Source organism: Cupriavidus pampae (genome assembly GCF_914271485.1).
Lineage (GTDB): Bacteria > Pseudomonadota > Gammaproteobacteria > Burkholderiales > Burkholderiaceae > Cupriavidus > Cupriavidus pampae.
The window spans coordinates 14,429-33,332 of sequence record NZ_CAJZAG010000014.1 but is presented as its reverse complement, the minus strand read 5'-3'; the positions used below and the strand labels follow the sequence as shown (position 1 = coordinate 33,332).

Below are 18,904 nucleotides of genomic sequence, written 5' to 3'. Positions count from 1 at the left end.
GGTCATGGCAGGATCCCCGTAGCAGTGGAGGGTTGCGTGCCGCGCGCATCGGACAACGCCAGCGGCCTGACAGCGTTGGCCTTCGCGCCACCAGCACTGGCACGCGTCTGCACCGCGCGCGCGATGCGCTCGGCTTCCTTGCGAATGGCGGCGCGCGTGCTTTCCGAAAGATTCGCCTGCTGCATCATCGCGGCCGCCTGCGCGCGCTTGCCATCGGCCATCATCCACACGGCGGCGTTGCTGACAATGCGCGGATTGGCGCCATCGAGCTGCAGCGCCTGCATCACCGGCACCCGCGCTTCCTGCAGGGCACCGCCGCGCATCAACGCATAGCCAAGGTCATTGGCGATCGGCGCACTGATGGGATCGAGCGTGGCCCCCTGACGCAGTTCCATCACCGCGCGCGCGAAGTCACCCTGCTTGCCCGCGATCAGCCCCAGCCCGTGATACGCGCGCGCCGCGCGATCGGTGCTCAACAGCTCGCGATACGCCAGCGTGGCCGCCTCATCCTGCCCGGTCTCGCGCAACGCATCGGCACGCAACAGCTTCAGTTCGGGGGGCGCGCCAAAGCGCTGCTGATAGGCATCGATATGCGCGAGGGAGGCGTAATACAACCCCTCCTGCTGCATGCGCCCAATCAAGCCGAGATATACCGCCTTGTCGCTGTACTCGGCGCGCGCCTCTTTGTCGCGCAGCTTGCCCAGCTCGATCTGCGCCTCGGCCTGCTGCGCCATGCGTTCGGCACTGTTCGTACCGCTCAAACCGGAGCAGCCCGCCAGTAGTACCAGCGACGCCACCACGACGCCTAGTAACGGAGCGTTCGTCGCGCGCCCCACCATGTTCCTGTTCATCGTGCCCCACCCATCTGTGACAACAATCGAATCGCCCCAAGAAAGCCCGGCCCCGCCGTGATGATCAGCAGCACCGGCAGCAGACTCACCACCATCACGCCCGTCATCTTCACGGTCAGCTTCCCGATCTTGGCCTTCATGCGGGCCTTGCGCGCAACCTGCAACCGTTCGCCAAACTGCCGCAAGGGCTCCTGCACTCCACCGCCGTGGCGGTCCACCTGCGTGAGCAACGTGATCAGGCCCTTGAGATCCTCGCTGTCGAATAGCCGGCCAATACGCAGCAGCGTCTGCTCGCGCGAGCGCCCCGAGGCAAACTGCTGGTTCGCGCGATGCAATTCTGGGCCGAGCACACGCATCAGGTTGCCGAACTCGACCACGATGATCTGCAGGCTCTGATCGATTGACATGCCCACGCCCTGCAGCAGCCGCAGCATGTCGATCAGCACCGGCAATTCGTCGTCGACCTGTGCCAGCCGATTCTTCGCGCGCCGGCGCAGCCAAAGCTTCGGCGCGAAGAACGCCACCGCGAATGCCACGAAGCCCCACGTCAGCGCGGCACCGGCGCCCTGCGGCAGCCGCCACAACACGGCGAGGATCGTCGCCACGAGCGGCAACGCCACGCGCAGCCCACCGAAGACCGCGCGCGCGCGCGCGCCGTAGAAACCGCATTGCTCGAGCAACGCCTGCTCCTCCGCGGTGACCACCGCGCGGCCGACGCGCGATTCCAGCCACCGCTGGTCGAAGCGCGCGTGCAGGGTCTTGCCGATCTTGCTGCCTAGCGTGTTGCTCGCCGTTGCGCCAGCGGCACCGTTCGCACCCGCGTCCGCAGCTTGCGCTTGCGCTTGCGCTTGCGCTTGCGGCAAGGTGCCAGGCGCGGAACCCGGTTGAGCTGCTGCCTGCGCGCCGGCACCCGCCTGCCGCTGCAATGCCGTATCGATCGTGCGCGTGGCACGCGATCGCTGCCGCCACTGCCGCAACAGCGGCCACGCCAGCAGCCCCGCGGCGCAGGCCAGCACCAGCAGACTCAGCGAAACCAGCGTCGTCATCGTCATGGTTCGCTCCTAGATCGACCGGGCCAGCTTGTACAGCAGGATCACGCCGGCAATCTCGAGACCCCCGGCGGCAATCAGCATCGCGCGCCCCGCGGGGTCCTGCCACATCGACAGGATGTAGCCGGCATTGATCACGAACAGTCCGCCCGCCATCACCAGCGGCAGCAACCCAAGCACCCACGCGGACATCCGCGTCTCGGCCGACAGCGCCATCAGTTCGCGCTGCGCTTCCTCGTGATCGCGCATAAACGTCGCCGTGCGCTCCATCACCACATCCGCACGGCCGCCATAGCGCGTGGCCAGCCGCAGCACAGCGGCCACCATCACGAGCTCGTCGAGCCGATACAGACGGCCGACCTGCAGCACGGCCTGATCGAGTTCCTTGCCTGCACGCTGCAGATGAATCGCATGCACAAGACATTGGCGCAGCGGCGCCTCGGTATTCACCACGGTGTTCTGGAACGCGGCCGGCACGCTGCTACCAATGGCCATCAGCCGCACTACGCCATCGAGAAAGCCTGGCAGCTGACGCAACATGCGCGCCTTGATGCGACGAATACGCAGCGACACGACAAACGCGATCAGCGCTGCCGAGACCACCAGCATCGCCATGCCGCCGATACCTCCGCCAACCAGCGCGCCGATCAGCGTAGCCACCAGCGCCGGCACACCGAAGCGCAAATACATGCGTCGCGTATCGGTCAGGTCCGCGCGCCGCAGCAGTTCTACCCAACGTCTGCGCAGATCCCGCGTGGCCGCCTGCGGTCCCGGTTCGATCGGCGTGGCATATCGGGCCCGCACCTGCTCGGTCTGCGCCTGCAAATGCGCGCGCGCCACCTCGGCCTGCGCCTTCCCGCGCGCGGAGGCGAGCATCAGCAGGCCCGCGCCAAGAATGACCAGCGCGATGGCAGCGAGCAGAAGGCCGGCGCTAGACATCGAAGCGATCGTCGAGCATAAAGCCCGCCGGACGCATACGCGCCAGCTTGGGCGAATGCGGCATCAGGCCAAGCGAGAGCCAGCGATCGGTCTCGCTGCCGTCCGGGCCCTGCACCGGCTCGTGACGCCACAACTCCTGCGTGGAGATGATGTTGTCGCCCAGACCCGTCACTTCGGTAATCGACAGGATGCGGCGCTTGCCGTTGGACAGCCGGCCGATCTGCACGATGAAGTCGATCGCATTGGCGATCTGTCGCCGCAGGCTGACTTCGCTGCCCTGGAACCCTGCGAAGCCCGCCAGCATTTCCAGCCGGTACAGGCACTCGCGCGCACTGCTCGCGTGAATCGTGCCCATCGAGCCATCGTGGCCCGTGCTCATCGCCTGCAGCATTTCCAGTACCTCGCCGCCGCGCACCTCGCCGACGATGATGCGGTCCGGCCGCATACGCAGGCTATTGCGCAGCAGATCGCGAATCGTCACCACGCCGGTGCCCTCGAACCCACCGGGCCGACTCTCCAGACGCACCACGTGCGGGTGATTCAGCGCGAGTTCCGCGGTGTCCTCGATCGTGATCACACGTTCGGTCACCGGCACGAACGTCGCCAGTGCATTCAACAGCGAGGTCTTTCCCGAGCTCGTACCTCCGCTGACGAGAATATTGCAGCGCGCCTTCACCGCGGCCTCCAGCAGCTCGCAGATCTCGGGATTCATCGTGCCGAGCGATTGCAGGTCCGCCGGCGTAAGCGGGTCCTTGCGGAACTTGCGGATCGACACCACCGGCCCCTCTAGCGCGAGCGGCGGAATGATGACGTTGATACGGCCACCATCGGGCAGCCGCGCATCGACCATCGGATTCGACTCGTCGAGCCGGCGGCCGATCGGCGCCAGAATCCGCCGCACGATGCGCAGCAGATGGCCGCCATCGGCAAAGCGCACCGGAATGCGTTCGAGCTTGCCATGGCGCGATACATAGACGTCCAGCGCGCCATTGACGAGGATGTCCTCCACCGCGGGATCGTTGAGCAGATCCTCGATCGGACCGAACCCGGCCAGCTCCTTGGTCAGTGCCTCCGAGATCTGCCGCAGTTCCGCCTCATTGATCGGAATGCGGCGCAGTCGCGTGAAGCTCTCGAGCTCGAGGTCGACAAAGCGCTGGATGGCCACGCGCGACCAGCGGCCGAACTCCGCACCGAGTTCCTCGATACGGGTCAGCAGATGTTCGTGCGCGGCCTCCTTGATCGTGTGAAATTCCTGCGACGCAGGAAACGGGGCAGAAGCGTTGTCCGAGAATTCGATCGCTTGCGTCATGTCAGTTCCCAGCCCGCTTGCCGCGCGGCGCGCGCCATGCATCGGGCAGTTTCTCTTTCATCCGGGCCAGCAGCCCGCGCTCGGCCGCCTGTCCCGCGTGATAGCCCAGCCGTTCCATCAGCGCATCCACCGCGCGTACGTAAGGATCGTTGGGTAGATCGTCCGCGAGTACCACTCCGCGGTTGGTCGCCAGCAACAGCGCCTCGCGCCGCTCCGGCAATGTCTCCACGGCCTGCACGCCGACGCGATCGGCAATCTGCGCGGCATCCACGCCAAGCCGCGCATCGAAGCGCGACACCACCAGCCGCAGATCGTCGCGCTCGATCTCGCGCTTCTTCAACTCCTGCAGCAGCTCCGCCGCCGACACGATCGCACCGAGGCTCTGCTCGGCCACCACCATCACGTGATCGGCGGCGTTGACGATCTGCGCCATGAAATCGATATTGGTGAAGCCACCGAGATCGATCACCTGCAGATCGAAGAACGCGCGCAGCCGCTCCAGCAGGGCCAGGGCTTCCGAGTACGAGATGTCGCGTAACTCGCCCAACGTTTCCGGCAGCGGCAGTAGCGCCACGCCATTGACCTGATGGGCGAGCGCGGTCCGCACGAACACCTGATCGAAGCGGCGCAGGTTGCGCACCGCCTCGACGAAATGAAACTGCGGCGAGACGTTGCAGTACAGCGCCGCGTCCCGCACCGGCAACCCGAGATCCAGCAGCAGCACTTCCGCGGCCGCACCGCGCCGCGCCGCGGCCGCGAGATTCACCGCCAGCGTTGTCGCGCCCACCCCAGCGCGCGCGCCGAGCACCGCGACGATGCCGCCGCGCCGCGTCGGCTCCGCCGCCTTCACCTGCGAACGCGGCAGCATCAGCCGCTTCACCACCGCGGTGGCATCGGCGGGGTTGCCGCGCAGGTCGATGAAATCCCGCACGCCGGCCCGCAACGCGACGAGCATCGCCTCGGGCTCCGACGGGTTTCCCACTGCCACCAGCGGCAACGTCGGAAACAGCCGCACCACATGTTCCGCGAGCCGCCCCGAAACCTTGGCCTGCGCGCCCGAGAAATCGAGGAACACCAGGCCGGGGCGAATCGTGCTGATCTGTTCGACGAATGCCTCGTGCGAGCCATCCTCCGAGACGAGCGCGCCCAGCCCCGTCAGCGCGTCGCCGAGCCACTGGCGCACATCGTCGCGCCGCGTGTTCATCAGGAGGTAGTCGATCTCTACGTCTCGCTGCATCATCGTCGCCCGCTTCCTATCGCGAGAAGCCCGGCAACGTGGGATCGACGATTTCGCCGGCCACGAAGCGGCCCCATACATTGGGATTGGTACCGGTGCGGCCGTCGTTACCCACGGCTGCTACCGCGGGCGCGTCCTTGGCCATCGGCTTCACCAGATGCGGCGTCACGACGATGATCAGCTCTCGATCCTCCTGATGGAAATTCAGGTTCTTGAAGAACGCGCCGATGATGGGCAGATCGCCCAGGAACGGCACCTTGCTCACGTTGCTCACGGTGTTGCGGCTCACCAGGCCACCGATCACGAAACTCTCGCCATCGCCAAGTTCGACCATGGTGTCCGCGCGCCGCGTGACGATCGCCGGCACCACCGCGCCGTTGAGCTGGATGCCGCGCGACGGATCGAGGTCGCTCGCCTCGGGCGCCACCTTCAGCGCGATACGCTGGTTCGAGATCACTGTCGGCGAGACCGTCAAGCCGATACCGAAAGGCTTGAACTGGATCGTCGTCGTGCCCAGCGCCTGCGGCACCGGAATCGGGATCTCGCCACCGGCCAGGAAGCTCGCGCTCTGTCCGGACAACGTCACCAACGTCGGCTCGGCCAGCACGCGCACGAGCCCGTTCGATTCGAGAATGCTCAGGTTGGCAAAGATGCCGCGCGATGCCGACACCGCCAGCAGGTTGAAGGCGCTCGCGATCGGCACCGTGCCCTCGATATCCATGCCCTGCGGATTCGGCGTGATCTTGTTGAGCGTGGTCGGGCTGAACGAGCCGAACGCAAAGCCGCTGTTCTGCCGGATGAAGTTCAGCCCCACCTCCTTGATCACGGTCTTGCTGATCTCGATCACCTTCACGTCCACCTGCACGGTGCCGGAGATCGGCACCGTCGAGCGATCGACGATCAGCGCGCCCTTCGCATCGGTCTTGCCGTCAGCCGATTTGCCACCCGCGGCCGCCATGCGCGCGGCGCGTTGCGCGCGCGCGGCGGCCGCGGCATCGGGAGACTGGCCGCTGATCGCGGCGCCCGCGGTAGAGATGCTGACGTCGGCGCCATCGCGATCGGGCGCCACCGCATCCACCTGCACCGTGTAGCTGATCGGCGTACCGCCGCTCCAGATCATCAGATCCGTCACGCCCGGCGCCTTGGCGACGATCAGCACCGATGGCGCGCCACTACGATGCTTGAGCAATAGCGCGTCGGCCACGCCCGGATTGCTGACGGCCACACGCTCGAGCGCGGGGCCGGGGCGAATTTCCTGCTGCGCACCGGCGAGCATGCGCATCGTGCGCGCGCCGGTGGCGGCTTCCTGTGCATGGGCGGGCGAGACGGGCGCAAGCGTCAATGCAAGCGGAAGGCTGATCGCCATTGCGGCGGCCACGACATGGCACGCAACGGTGAACGTGAAGGGACTGCGCGCGCCAACCTGCACGCCAGGTCGCAAGGCTTCGAGGAAGTGTCTGGGCATACCGTGCGACTCGTCTTATTCGGTGTCTCGCTTGCCGGCGCGAATCACTTCCACGCCGGAAGTCCGGGTCGTCGTTGCAGGTTCGCGCCGCACCGGAGCGGCCGCGATCGAAGGAGGCTGCACGGCGGGTGCCGGCGTATTGCGCGACGCCAGTGGCGTGCCGAGCATGCCCGCCAGCGCCACGCCCGCAATCGCGCGATCGGCGGGCGCCCGCGTGGCTTCCGGCGGAACGCCCACGCGCGCCTTCAGCACGCCGGGTGGTTCCGTGAACATGCCTTCGCTCGGCACTTCAGGATCCTTGGGATTGCGCAGCGCCAGCAGCAGACGCCCGGCCTGCTGTGCCATCGCGAGCTGGCTCACCGCGGCGAGCGGCACCGACAAGACGGCCGTCTTCGCGCCATCGCCCCGGCGCGTCATCATCTGCTCGGCTTCATGCGGCGCCGCCTCGTTGACCGCACCGTGGCCGTAGGCGAGCACACGCAGCCGCGACAGCAGCATGCGCGCCTGGCTTTCCGCAATCTCCTGCGAATCGCGCCGCATCACCACGAACACATCGACGTAATCGCCGGGCTGCACCTGATGGCCCACGCCGATTACCTCATCGACGGCCACCGCCACCGCGCGCTCGCCTTCGGGCACCTGACGCGCCAGGCCAGCCAGCAACTGGCTCTCGAGCACAGGGACATTCGCGCCCAGATCCACCAGCGGCACCTGCCCCACCACGCGCGCGGTGTCGCGGTACGCGCCACCCGGATCGATCGGCAGCTGCTCGATGCGCACCGCATCCGCACCTATCGGCTTGCCGGCCTTCACGGGCTGCGTGGTGACCACTACCGGATGCAGTGCTACCGCACCCGGTTGTTGCACGGTCGGCGTGCTCTGACGGCCGACCTGCCAGGCGAGCAACGCCAGCAGGCCCGCCAGCACGAGCAGGCAGACCGCGATGATTCGAATCGTATTGCTGCTCATGCATCGACCCTTTTGTTACCCGGTTTTCCTGTCATCGAACACTGCAGGATTGAACGCGGCAATTCAGCGGCGTCGCAAGACGCCTCGTTGTTATGTATCGGGAGACAGCTGCACAGTCGCGCTGCCAGTGAGCGTCGCCGGCACCGGGACCAGCGGCAGCTGTGGCAGCAACGTCGTAGTAGGCAGGTTCAGGGTCACGCGCACGCAGACGGCACCGGCAGGCGCGGTACATGCGATGGCCTGCGCGATATCTGCGCTATTGACGAGCGAACGAATGGAATCCGGCAGCATTGCCTGCGCGGTCTGCGCGGCGGCAAGCACGCGCGGACCGACAGTTGCTCCCGCATTACCGCCGTTCGCCGCAAGCGGATAGCGCAGCGCCGCGCGCGCGCCCTCCGCCGCAGCAAGCGTCAGTGACTGCTGCAGAGCAAATACAACGCCGTAATAGACGATCCCCAGCACTACCGTAATCAGCAACGGCAGTACGATGGCGAACTCCAGCGCCGCGACCCCCGCGGTTTGGCGCCGGTTCCGGTTTCCGTGTCGTGACATGCTTCACCCGGTCGTGAGACCGCCGCGCGCCAAACCGGTGGCGCGGACCCTGAATGAGAAAGCGTTCTCGCTGATCTGCTCGAAAGCAGAAGTCGACCCACATCCATCGCACGCACGAGTCCGCTCATCCGCGTATCTGATCTATGCGGACGCAAAACGGAGTTCAGAGTTTCGATGGCGTATGCGTGACGCTCATGCGGTCACGCGAGTCTTACCGCTCAGCTAGGGGTAGTGGGGCTACTGGTCGACATCATGCCCTTGACCTTAGTCCCAAGGTCCTTGAAACCAGAGCTGATGTCCTTGCCTAGCGATTCCGCGCCAACGGCGATGCCAAGGGCCACAAGCCCTACGATAAGGGCGTATTCGATCGCGGTAGCTCCGCGTTGTTGCTTGTGAAAGCGCGCCAGCACTTTTTTCATGATTCACTCCCGACGTGAAAGAAAAAACTCGCGACCCCAGCGCTGCTTTTATTACCCCGTGCCCGAACTAACTCGAATTGGTTAGTTATTTTTGGCGTTTTTTTCGCTGGTGATGAATTTATAAGACATGCATTGTCTTGGACATACCCCCCATTCGAGCTATGTCTTAACAAACGATATGCACTGACATGCGTTTGAAGCAAAGTAAACAGACAGAGTGAGTCCTCGCTGAATCGTCACGTTGTGTCGCATTGTTAAAGAACAGGGGGAAAAAACATGTAGAAAGTGCAGCGTCCGGACCGTAGGCACCGAAACGCTGCGTGCTGCGAATAAAAGGATGCGCCGCGCGGGGTAAGGACGACAGCGCACCGTAAATTAGTCGTTTAGGGAAGATCCTGATGCGTGCGACGCAACGCGACGACGCATCTCATTGACGGAAATCAACGCGCCAGGCCCAGCAGATTCGGCAATCCGAGACCCGACTGTCCGGCGCCATTCGCACCGGCAGCACCCGTCGCGCCAGACGTAGCACCCTTGATCCCGCCCGTCAGTCCACCGACGAGACCCGTCACGGGTGCGAGCAAACCAGTGACCGGCGCGAGCGGGCCCGCCGCAGTTCCGCCTCCCGTTCCGCCTCCCGCGGCGTTGCCGAGCCCGCCCGTCAAACCGCCGAGCAGACCCGTGACCGGCGCGAGCGGACTGGAGCCGCCGCTGCCCGAACCACCGAGGCCGCCGGTCACACCGGAGAGCGGCAACGTATTGAGCAAACCGCCGAGCGGATTGCCACCGACGGTGCCATTGCCGTGCAGCACCACACCGGCCACCGCCACGGTCTTGCCCAGTTCAGTCACCACGCCGCCGAGCGGCGATACCACCGGCGCTTTTGTATTCGTGATCATGCTGCCGCCGCTCGCAACTGTGCCGCCGAGCGTCGTCAGCAGCGAGTTCACCGGCGAGCCCAGGCCCGTGGCCGCACCCACCGTCTGTGTCGCGTTCGTGACCTGCGTGGTCAGCGGTACGATCACCTTGCTCACCGTCTGCGTCACCTGTGCGACGGGACCGTTGTTCAGCGCATCGCCGAGCTTGCCGCCGCCGGTCTGCACGACTTCACCCACCTTCTGCACGATGCCGCCCACCGGATTGGCCACCGGTGCCAGCGGCGCGAGCTGATCGCTACCTAGCGACTTCACGACATCGCCGACGCTCGAAACCGTCTCGCCAGCTTTCACCACGACATTGCCGGTGCTACCCACGGTCACACCCACGGGGTTGTCCACCGCGCCGATCTGGCCGAGGCCTGCGCGCACGCCATTGCCCAGCGTGGCCACGGTTTCACCGGCCTTGATCAGCACGCCACCAGTCGCGTTCTGCGTGGCATCGGGCAGCAGCGGCAGATTCGCATCCTGCAGTTGCTTGCCGATCTCGCTCACGGCATTGCCCGTAGCCACCACGGTATTGCCAGCGCCGTTGCCGACCTGTCCGATCGGCGTGGTCTGGGGCGTCTGCGCGGGCGGCGTGGGATTGGTCGGCGTGCCGGGAGTGCTCGGGCCGCTCGGATTCGCGCCGCCGCCGCCATTGCCGCTCGAGGAGCAGCCGGCCAGCATGACGAGAGCCGCCGCGGAGGCGATGGCCATCAGATTCATCGGACGGTGGGTTGTGACCTTCATGATTTTCTCCTTTGGTGTTCTTCGCTATGGATCCCGCGCGGCGTCTTGCGCTCGATCGACATCTGCGTGACCAACCACCCGTTCGGATCGGACCGCTGCATTCATCGATGCACTGTCGAATTTCGCGGACCCTGTTCCGCAAAGCGCGTGCCAAGCGCAGACGCCTGTCTCAAACGATCCTGTGTCGCACGTCGCAAAGCCTTGTTACAGGCGGCTCTCTGGGCGATCACCAAAGCCCGCGGCACGGTTGCGCCAAACGCCGCGGAGACGTTACGTGTCACGTAACGTGTTTCGCCGTCACCGCCTCGTTACGTAACGCGTAACGCGAAACACAGGCCGCCGCGACACCGCCTGCTTCATGCGCATGTTTGAGCGATCACGCGCAAACCCTTGCCGCAAGCGGCTTCCCGCGACGACCCCCCACAGAAGCGGTAGAGACGCGGTCGACTGGCACATCGCTTGCGCTAACGACATACGGGTACGGCGCGCCGCCACATGCAACACACAACAGCGGCAAACAGCGTCGTGAATCTTTGTCGGGTAATCAAAAGGAAAACGGTCATGCGCAACGCACAACGTCGTGCTTCGAAGCACGCAGTCAATACGGTCGCAAGTAAAGTCATCCTCGCCGCACTGGTCGGCTCGCTGCTCGCCCTGGGAGGCTGCGCAAGCGGCAGCGGCTCAACGTCGATGGGCACCACCGGCAATTCCGGTAACAACGGTACCAACGGCGGCCTTGGTGGCACCAACGGCACCAACGGCGGCACGGGTGGTGGCACCGACAACGCCAACAATGGTGGCAACAACGGTGGCAATAACGGCGGGAACAACGGTGGGAACAATGGCGGCAACAACGGTGGCGACACCGTCGTCAAGACACCGACCAGCACTGTGGTCGACAACGCCGGCAATATCCTCAATGGTGTCGGCAACGCCGTCACCGATATCGGCAACCAGGTAAAGAACGCCCCGCTGCCGGTGGTGTCGACGCAGACCAAGGACGGTCTCGGTGGCGTGCTGGCCTCGGTCGGCGGCGCGGTCAATGCGCTCGGCAATGGCGTGAAGGATGGCCTTGGCAACATGCCGAACAACGCCAACCCGCTTGGTACCACGGTGGCCAGCACCGGCAACGTGGTCAGCGAGCTCGGCGGTGCGGTGAGCAATGCAGGCAGCGCGGTATCCGGTCTCGGTACCGGCGCGCTCGCACCGCTTGCCGCAGTGACCACGCCCGTCGGCAACCTCGTCACGCAAGTGGGTGGCGTAGTCGACAAGGTGGGCGACAAGCTCGGCACCGCGCTCTCCACGGGCCCGGTGGTGCAGATCACCAGCACCGTCAGCAAGGCCATCGTGCCGCTGACCTCGCAACTGACCAACACCACGCAGAACCTTGGCGCGGCCACGGGCCTGGGCGTGCCCGTCAGCACGCTACTTGGCGCACTGGGCGGCGCGCTCGCCAATGGCGGCAACACGATCACGCAGACCAACACGCCGGTGGTTTCGAGCGTGGGCGGCATCGTGACCAGCGCGGGCAACACGGTGGCGTCGGTGGGCGGTCTCGTCAACAACCCGAACGGTGGCACCGGCGGCAGCCCGCTCGCGCCGATCACGGGTCTGCTCGGTGGCCTCACCGGTGGGCTGACGGGTGGCAACAACGGCGGCGCCAGCGGCCCGCTCGCGCCGGTCACGAGCCTCGTCGGCAGTCTCACCGGTGGCCTGACCGGCGGTGCCAACGGTGGCGCCGCCAGCGGCCCCCTCGCTCCTGTCACCAACCTCGTCAGCGGTCTCACCGGCGGCCTGACTGGCGGTGCCAACGGTGGTGCCGCCAGCGGCCCGCTCGCCCCCGTCACCAACCTCGTCAGTGGTCTGACCAGCGGCCTGACCAGTGCGGTGGGCGGCGCTGCAAATGGCGGTGCGGCCAGTGGCCCGCTAGCTCCGGTGACCAACCTCGTCAGCGGCGTGACCACCGCGCTCTCCGGCGGCAATGCTCCCGCGGCCGGTTCGGGCTCGGGCGCCAGCACCAATCCGCTGGCACCGGTCACCGGCCTGGTCGGCGGTCTGGTTGGTGGTCTGACCGGCGGCACCAAGCGCTAAGCGGCAACTCTCGCGACGGCCTGCGCCGTCGCGGCGCTCTACCCAGCAATAACGCGGTCACTCGCAAAGCCGGCAGGAGGGAACGGCACCCCTGCCGGGCGAGCCACGCCGCAGGGCCGCCCTCGGCGGTCGCGAATAAATAGCCGGCATGCAGTTCACTTTTTTCTGGGGTATCACCATGCGTACACGCAACCGCGTTGCCGCGCTGATCATCGGCGTCGGTGCCTGCCACCATCCGTTCGCACTCGCCGAACGCAGCCCGATTCAGGGCGATCCGACCCAAACGCTGCCGAATATCGCACCGGCCAAGCCACCGCAAAGCAATGTGACCGTCCAGGTCGAACGTCCCGATAACGCGTTGCAGAACCTGCTGGCCGCGCGCCTCACCCCGCGCCGGTTCCAGATCGAGGGCGTCAAGACGCTGCCGTTCGATCAGATCGCCGCCAAATTCTCGCCGCTCGCCAACCGTGAGATCACGGTTGCCGAATTGCTCAAGGCCGCTGAAGAAGTCACCGCGATGTACAAGGAAGCGGGCTACCCGCTGTCATTCGCCTTCGTGCCGGCGCAGGCGTTCGAGAACGGCGACGTGCTGGTGACTGTGGTCGAGGGCTACGTCTCCAACGTGGTCGTAAAGGGCAAGCCCGGTCCGGCCGAAGGCCGTCTGCGCAATATCGCGGAACAGCTGAAGAAAGACCGGCCGCTGCGCAACGAGAGCTTCGAGCACTATGTGAACGTGCTCGCGCAGCAGCCTGGCATGCAGGTGGCCGCCACCGTGCAGCCGCCGACGACCACCGATGGCGCGTCGGAGATGGTGCTCGACGTCAAGCGCAAACCGTTCACGTTCGGCACCGGTCTGGAATATGTATCGCCCGGCGTGCGCGGCATTGCCACCGCCACCACCAACAGTCTCACGCCGCTCGGCGAGCAGATCTCGGTGTCGGCGCTCTATCCGAAGGGCCGCGACAGCGAGGAGTACTACGCGGCCAGCTACGCGCAGCCGCTGGGTACCGAAGGCATGCTGGCCAAGCTGTATGCCTCGCACTATCGCGGTAATCCGCAGAACTCGACGCTTGCGCCGATCGGCTTCAATTCACGCTACGTCAATGACAGCAAGCGTGTCGGCACCTCGCTGAGCTATCCATTCATCCTCAGCAACCGACATACCCTGACGGGCACCGGCGGCTTCTATCTCAATGAACAGTTCGAACGCTACACCCAGGCGGTGCAACCCGGCGCGGGACGCGAAGTCACGCTGGGCACCAACGTACGCGTGGCCAGCGCCGAGCTCGCCTATCAGTTCCGCGGCGAGGGCGTGACGCGCAGCGCCACGCTCGGCCTGTTCAAGGGCATCGACGGACTGGGGGCCAATCGCGAGAACAATCAGAACGATCTGAGTTTCGTGCGCACGCGTCTGCTGATGTCGCAGGCCAACGATCTGCCGATGGGCTTTGGCGTCGCCTTCTCGGCGGCGGGACAGTACAGCGCGCAGAAACTCGCCTCGAGCGAGCAGATCAGCTTCGGCGGCCGCTTCTTCGGCCTCGGCTACCCCGCCGGCGAAGTCGCGGGCGACAAGGGCTTTGGCGCGTCCGCGGAAATCAACCGCCTGTTCGCGGTGGACTTCACGTACCTTAAGACGCTGCAACCGTTTATCTCGTACGACATGGCGCGCGTGTTCTCCAACAGCTTCTCGCTGTCGCACCGCAGCCTGGCCTCGGTTGCCATCGGCCTGCGCTTTTCCGACCGCCGCTTCTATTCGATGGACATCTCGGTCGCACAACCGGTCGGCGACAAACCCGTCAACGCCGACCACCGCTCCCCGCGCGTCAACCTGCTGTGGTCGTATCAGTTTGATTGAACGCGTTGTTTGCCCCTCTCCCGAGGGAGAGGGGCCGGGCCGTCAATTCACGCGAAAGCCAATTTTCAACGTCACCTGAAAATGCGCCACCGCGCCGTCGACCACATGACCGCGCGTCTCGACCACCTCGAACCAGTCGATATGCTTGATGGTCTCGTTGGCCTTCGCAATGGCGCTGCGAATCGCCGCATCCGTGCCATCGGCCGCCGTGCCGACGATCTCGACGAGCTTGTACGTGTGGTTCGACATGAGAACTCCTTTCGGGTTGGGTGTCTCTCCATCATAGGAAACACGTAAGCGGGTGTGATCGATATTGCTCAGAAAGGCACGGCCTGCTACCCTGCGGGCCGGTTTTTCATTCGCTGCCGCCAACCCGTTTCCATCGCCGTGCCCGCTTCCCTCAGCTCTATCCGTCCCCGCTTCCTCCCCGCCGTGGCGCTTCTCGCCGTCGCCCTGCTTGGATTCGTCAACCCGTCACACGCGCGCCTGGCTTCCTCGCTGGAAAGCCTGGCTGATGCCATCGGCACCCCCACCGCGCGTCCCGCGCCGTTCGCCAGCGGCAGCAGCTACACACTGTGCTTCGTCCCCGACGGCCCGAGCTGCCAGGACATGATCGTCGACGCCATCAGCAAGACGCGCCACAAGTTGCTGATCCAGGCGTACTCGTTCACCAACGCCGTCATCGCCGAAGCCGTCGCCGACGCGCACCGCCGCGGCGTCGATGTGCGCGTGATCGTCGACAAGAGCCAGGCGTCGGAGCGCTACACCAGCGCCACCTTCCTCAAGCACGCGGGCATTCCTGTCGTGGTCGACACCAAGCCGGCCATCGCGCACAACAAGGTCATGGTGTTCGACGACCAGGCCGTGTTCACCGGGTCCTTCAACTTCACGAAGGCCGCGCAACAGCGCAACGCCGAGAACGGCATGCTGATCCGCGGCGACTCGACGATCGTGCGCGCCTACACCGACAACTGGAACACCCGCTTCCGCCAGTCCTCCGAGTATTGATCGGTGCGCTGACCGTGCGCCAGCTCAGGCTCCTAAAAAGACCTGCCTGAAGTACGCCGGCGTAAACCCGGCGCGCAACACATTGCGGTGGGATCCGTTGGGGGCTTCGGTGGGTCCCATACGATGCGTCTCGATCGTCAGCGTCTTCGCGCCAAGCGCCTGCGCATCATGAATCCGGCGTGCGAGCAGCGCGCTCTGCACGCCGCGCTGGCGATACCCTTCGAGCGTTGCCCCCACGCCTAGCCAGGCAAAATCACCCGATACATACGCGGCGCCCACCCCCACCGGGGTGTCGCCGTCGTAGGCGGCATACGTCCGCCAGTGCGGCCGCCCGCACAGCGCCGAGAACATCTCGCCAAGCCCGGCATCGAGGCCGAACGCCGCCTCGGCCGTGCCACCAAAATCCGCCGACCGATCCTCGCCTACGAGTCGAATGTCATATGCGCAACGAGGCTGCTCCACGACCGGCGCCGCCGACCGATGAAATTTCATCAGCCCATCGGTCTGCACGGCCAATCCGCGCGCCGACAGTTTCGCGGAGAGCGCGTCCGACACCGCCGAGGGCGCAAGCACGACGGCCCAGCGCGCGGCGCAATGCTCCGCCAGCCACGGGAGCACCGCATCGAGCGCAGCGATATCGCCCTGGCCCTCGACACCTGAGCCGAGCGCCCGATTGAAGAGCGTCGACGCCGACTGACGCATGGCGAACAAGCGATGACCGCCGATCCGACCCGTCGCCATGCCGAATCGTTGCGCCAGGGCCGCCGGCGCCGCTGCAAACATATCGCTCCAGGCGTCAGCCTCAACCAGTTCAATCATTGGTGCCGTCACGTCGTCTCCATTCGAGTGGTCCGTGCTTGAAATCAAGTAGCGGACCATAGCGAACACCGCACTCGCAGTCTTCCTGAGCCGACCGGGATCGCGCAGAACGCACGATGGGTACCGTATGAAAAGCGACGAAATGCAGCCCGCCGTCGTGCGCTGTCGCAAAATTCAGCCAAACACTGACATACGAGACGCGCCACCGGATATCTACTAGAGCCATGATCATCAGCGGTCTGAGGTACTCCCGTACGGACAGGCCGCGCATGAGGGTAGGCAGATGGGTAGGCAGATGAAATCCGGTTCCAGACGTGCGGCAGTGTCGGCAGCGTTCCTCGCCGCGCTGGCCGCCCCGATGGCGGCCCACGCGGAGATGACCACCGCCACGGCAGGTCCGTTCACCTATGTCTGTGGCGGCGTTGCCCAGGACGAGCAGCAGCAGTTGCGCTCGGAGGCCAGCCGCTACGACATGGGCCTGCTGTTCACCAAGGGCAGCAATGGCGAATACCTCGCGGACGTGAACGTGAAGCTCATGCGCAACGGCAAGCAGGTTGCGGAATTCATGTCGGACGGTCCGCGTTGCCTGATCAAGGGACCGCGGGCGTCGTATCAGGTGGTAGCGACGTATGAAGGCGCGGCCAAGCGCACCACGCTTGGCCCCGGACAAAAGAATGTGCAGTTGCGCTGGTAATCCAATTTAGCCCGCGCCGATCGATCAGTAGTACTGCGACCGCTCCGCGCGGTCCGATGCCGGAAACCCGTCCCCGTCGGGTTCCGGCATTTTTTTTGCGGATTTTTGAAGATAGCCGCCTCAGATCGCGCAGCTCACACGCACGCCAAACACGGTGCCTTCGCGCATCCTCGCCGATGGCGCCCGCACCGCCCGAGACACCGACGCATCGATGCTCAGCGCCCGCCAGTTCGCCACCATCCCGATAGCAACGCCGGTCAGCGCGCCCGACGGCACGGCCGCATTGCGGTTGACCACCGTGCCCCAGTCGATGCCCGCGTAGAAGCGCCCCCGAACGGTGTTGGGACCATGCGACGCCTGCCATGGCAGACTCGCTTCGGCGCGCGCGTAGTAGCCGTGGTCACCCGCCAGCGTGTGGTTCAGGAATCCGCGCACTGAGCCAGGCCCGCCAATCAGGATCTGCTGCGAGCCATACAGCGTGTTGAGCGAGTACTGCCCCGTGAATTGCGCGGACACGATCAGTGCATGGCGTGTTGTCATCCGCAGGCGGCGCGCATGGCTCAGCCCCATCGTGAACTTCTGGAACTGCGCATGCGGCGCATCGTCGGGTAGGCCGGCCGGATCGTGATACGCCCCAAGCGCCGCCAGTCCGCGCACCGCCGCCACGCGGCCCGTGGAAATGCCGCCGAGCCAGCGCGTGGTGCCACCGACGCCGAGCTCGGCAAACGTGAAGTCACGGCTGGCGACGCCAATCGACTGCCCCGCCAGCCAGGTCTCTCCCGATTGCAACGAGATGCGGCCCGAGACCGAGACGCGCGAGAGGCCATCGCGATACACCACGCGATCGTCGCCCACGCTAAGCACATCGGTGCGACCTTCGACAGCGAGCTTGCGCCCGCTGCGCGGTAACGCCACGGTATTCAGATAACTGCTGCGACTCCACTGCGCCGAGAACGTGTGATAGCCGTAGGGGACCTGCGCCTGCAGCGCGGTCGCCTCGGACCGGTGCTCGCCCTCAAGCGGAAAGACCGATTGCCGGCGCGTCAGCGCGAACAGTTCGTTGAAGCCGAGCAGACTGTCGACCGTGATCGTTGCCGATAACGCATTGCGGCCAGTCGCCTTGGTGCCCAGGTTATCGAGCGACGCATACAGATGCAGGGGCCGCGTGGTGCGGTTTTGCACACGCACCACGGTCTGCCCCGGTGCGCTGCCGGGATGCAGCTCGAGCCGCGCATCGTTCGACGAGAGCCGGTTGATCTGCTCGACGGCCTGCTCGAGGTCACGCAGATTGAGTAAATCTCCGGGCCGCGCCGGAAACACACCGCGTGGCCAGATGGCACGCGCACGGTCGCTATCCACGTCATAGCGCTCAATCACACCTTCGACCACCTTGATCTCGAGGTCGCCCTCGTCGGATACCGGCGCGGGCAGATACGCGCGCGTGGTCACCTCGCCGCGCACGATGAAGTGCCGCGTCAATTCCGTGAGTATCGAACCAAGCTCGGCAGCACCGAGGCAGCGGCCCTCGAACTCCTTGCGAATGCGCTCCAGCAGATCGGCCGGCACACGCTGCGCGTCGCCACCGATGGTGATATGGCGCACCTCGCGACACGCCGCGCGCGCATCGTCCTTGACCTCGGGCGCCTCCACGCGCGGCGCCAGCGATTCGAGATCTGCGCCCTCGGGATCGGGCAATGCGCGCAACGCGCGTTCCTGGTCCTCCTGCAATCGCTCCTGCTGCTGATTTTCGATGATCTGATCGCGGCGCAGCAGCCGCGAGGGCTCTCTGGCATCAGGCTGGGCCTGCGCCGGTACTCCTTGCTGCGCGAGCGCATGCGTGGCAAACCCGGGCATCGCGCAGATCGCGCCAAGCACGGTGGCAAACGGCGTGGCGTAGCGGGTGGCACAGAGGGTGACATAAGGTGTGGCAACCGGCGAAACAAACTGACGAATCGGCATGAGACATCGATGATTGTGACG

The 18,904-nt window shown here is 65.5% G+C and carries 17 protein-coding genes; 4 read left to right on the top strand and 13 right to left on the bottom strand.

The genetic code is table 11. The features are described from left to right. Positions 1-2: 2 nt before the first annotated feature. The 10 genes from LDO41_RS29485 to LDO41_RS29440 all read right to left on the bottom strand — a co-directional run bounded on the left by LDO41_RS29485 (position 3) and on the right by LDO41_RS29440 (position 10,457). Positions 3-851 carry a tetratricopeptide repeat protein gene (locus tag LDO41_RS29485; RefSeq protein ID WP_377744963.1) on the bottom strand — a complete coding sequence of 283 codons (849 nt, stop codon included), beginning with the start codon at positions 849-851 and terminating at the stop codon, positions 3-5. Beyond that, complete coding sequence (locus LDO41_RS29480; protein ID WP_223994732.1) at positions 848-1,903, bottom strand: type II secretion system F family protein; 1,056 nt, start codon at positions 1,901-1,903, stop codon at positions 848-850. Before LDO41_RS29480 ends, LDO41_RS29485 begins: the two co-directional genes overlap by 4 nt. Before the next feature lie 9 nt (positions 1,904-1,912). Next, the gene (locus LDO41_RS29475) at positions 1,913-2,839 is read right to left on the bottom strand and encodes a type II secretion system F family protein (RefSeq protein WP_223994731.1); all 927 of its coding nucleotides are present in this window, start codon (positions 2,837-2,839) and stop codon (positions 1,913-1,915) included. Beyond that, on the bottom strand, positions 2,832-4,148 hold the full coding sequence (locus LDO41_RS29470) for a CpaF family protein (protein WP_223994730.1): 1,317 nt from the start codon (positions 4,146-4,148) through the stop codon (positions 2,832-2,834). The genes LDO41_RS29475 and LDO41_RS29470 overlap by 8 nt, the downstream gene beginning before the upstream one ends. A 1-nt stretch (position 4,149) precedes the next feature. Beyond that, entirely contained in the window at positions 4,150-5,367 is a 1,218-nt protein-coding gene (locus LDO41_RS29465; protein WP_377745014.1) for a pilus assembly protein, read from the bottom strand. 34 nt (positions 5,368-5,401) lie between these two features. After that, positions 5,402-6,751: a type II and III secretion system protein family protein gene (locus LDO41_RS29460; RefSeq protein WP_223994910.1), complete on the bottom strand. Its 1,350-nt coding sequence runs from the start codon at positions 6,749-6,751 to the stop codon at positions 5,402-5,404. A 114-nt stretch (positions 6,752-6,865) separates the two neighbouring features. Beyond that, positions 6,866-7,819 carry a Flp pilus assembly protein CpaB gene (gene cpaB, locus LDO41_RS29455; RefSeq protein WP_223994728.1) on the bottom strand — a complete coding sequence of 318 codons (954 nt, stop codon included), beginning with the start codon at positions 7,817-7,819 and terminating at the stop codon, positions 6,866-6,868. 90 nt (positions 7,820-7,909) lie between these two features. Further along, on the bottom strand, positions 7,910-8,371 hold the full coding sequence (locus LDO41_RS29450) for a TadE family protein (RefSeq protein ID WP_223994726.1): 462 nt from the start codon (positions 8,369-8,371) through the stop codon (positions 7,910-7,912). A 218-nt stretch (positions 8,372-8,589) separates the two neighbouring features. After that, entirely contained in the window at positions 8,590-8,790 is a 201-nt protein-coding gene (locus LDO41_RS29445; protein ID WP_223994724.1) for a Flp family type IVb pilin, read from the bottom strand. Between the two features lie 440 nt (positions 8,791-9,230). After that, positions 9,231-10,457 (bottom strand): collagen-like triple helix repeat-containing protein, encoded by a 1,227-nt coding sequence (locus LDO41_RS29440; RefSeq protein ID WP_223994723.1) that lies wholly within the window; start codon positions 10,455-10,457, stop codon positions 9,231-9,233. Positions 10,458-11,018: 561 nt separating this feature from the next. On the opposite strand from LDO41_RS29440, the gene LDO41_RS29435 reads away from it, so the two are divergent. Both LDO41_RS29435 and LDO41_RS29430 read left to right on the top strand, forming a co-directional pair. After that, positions 11,019-12,548, top strand: coding sequence for a collagen-like triple helix repeat-containing protein (locus LDO41_RS29435; protein WP_223994722.1), 1,530 nt, complete (start codon positions 11,019-11,021; stop codon positions 12,546-12,548). A gap of 178 nt (positions 12,549-12,726) precedes the next feature. Then, entirely contained in the window at positions 12,727-14,403 is a 1,677-nt protein-coding gene (locus LDO41_RS29430; RefSeq protein WP_223994721.1) for a ShlB/FhaC/HecB family hemolysin secretion/activation protein, read from the top strand. Positions 14,404-14,445: 42 nt separating this feature from the next. Here LDO41_RS29430 and LDO41_RS29425 read toward each other — a convergent pair whose 3' ends face one another. Next, entirely contained in the window at positions 14,446-14,652 is a 207-nt protein-coding gene (locus LDO41_RS29425) for a dodecin (protein WP_223994720.1), read from the bottom strand. A 54-nt stretch (positions 14,653-14,706) separates the two neighbouring features. Here LDO41_RS29425 and LDO41_RS29420 point away from each other — a divergent pair, with 54 nt between their 5' ends. Continuing rightward, positions 14,707-15,411 (top strand): phospholipase D family nuclease, encoded by a 705-nt coding sequence (locus tag LDO41_RS29420; protein WP_223994719.1) that lies wholly within the window; start codon positions 14,707-14,709, stop codon positions 15,409-15,411. Positions 15,412-15,435: 24 nt separating this feature from the next. Here LDO41_RS29420 and LDO41_RS29415 read toward each other — a convergent pair whose 3' ends face one another. Next, positions 15,436-16,230, bottom strand: coding sequence for a GNAT family N-acetyltransferase (locus LDO41_RS29415; RefSeq protein WP_223994718.1), 795 nt, complete (start codon positions 16,228-16,230; stop codon positions 15,436-15,438). Between the two features lie 295 nt (positions 16,231-16,525). Here LDO41_RS29415 and LDO41_RS29410 point away from each other — a divergent pair, with 295 nt between their 5' ends. Next, a complete protein-coding gene (locus tag LDO41_RS29410; RefSeq protein WP_223994717.1) occupies positions 16,526-16,924 on the top strand; it encodes a hypothetical protein in 399 nt (132 codons plus the stop codon). A 120-nt stretch (positions 16,925-17,044) separates the two neighbouring features. Here the strand turns inward: LDO41_RS29410 and LDO41_RS29405 are convergent, their stop codons facing one another. Further along, a complete protein-coding gene (locus LDO41_RS29405) occupies positions 17,045-18,883 on the bottom strand; it encodes a ShlB/FhaC/HecB family hemolysin secretion/activation protein (protein WP_223994715.1) in 1,839 nt (612 codons plus the stop codon). Positions 18,884-18,904 lie beyond the last annotated feature (21 nt).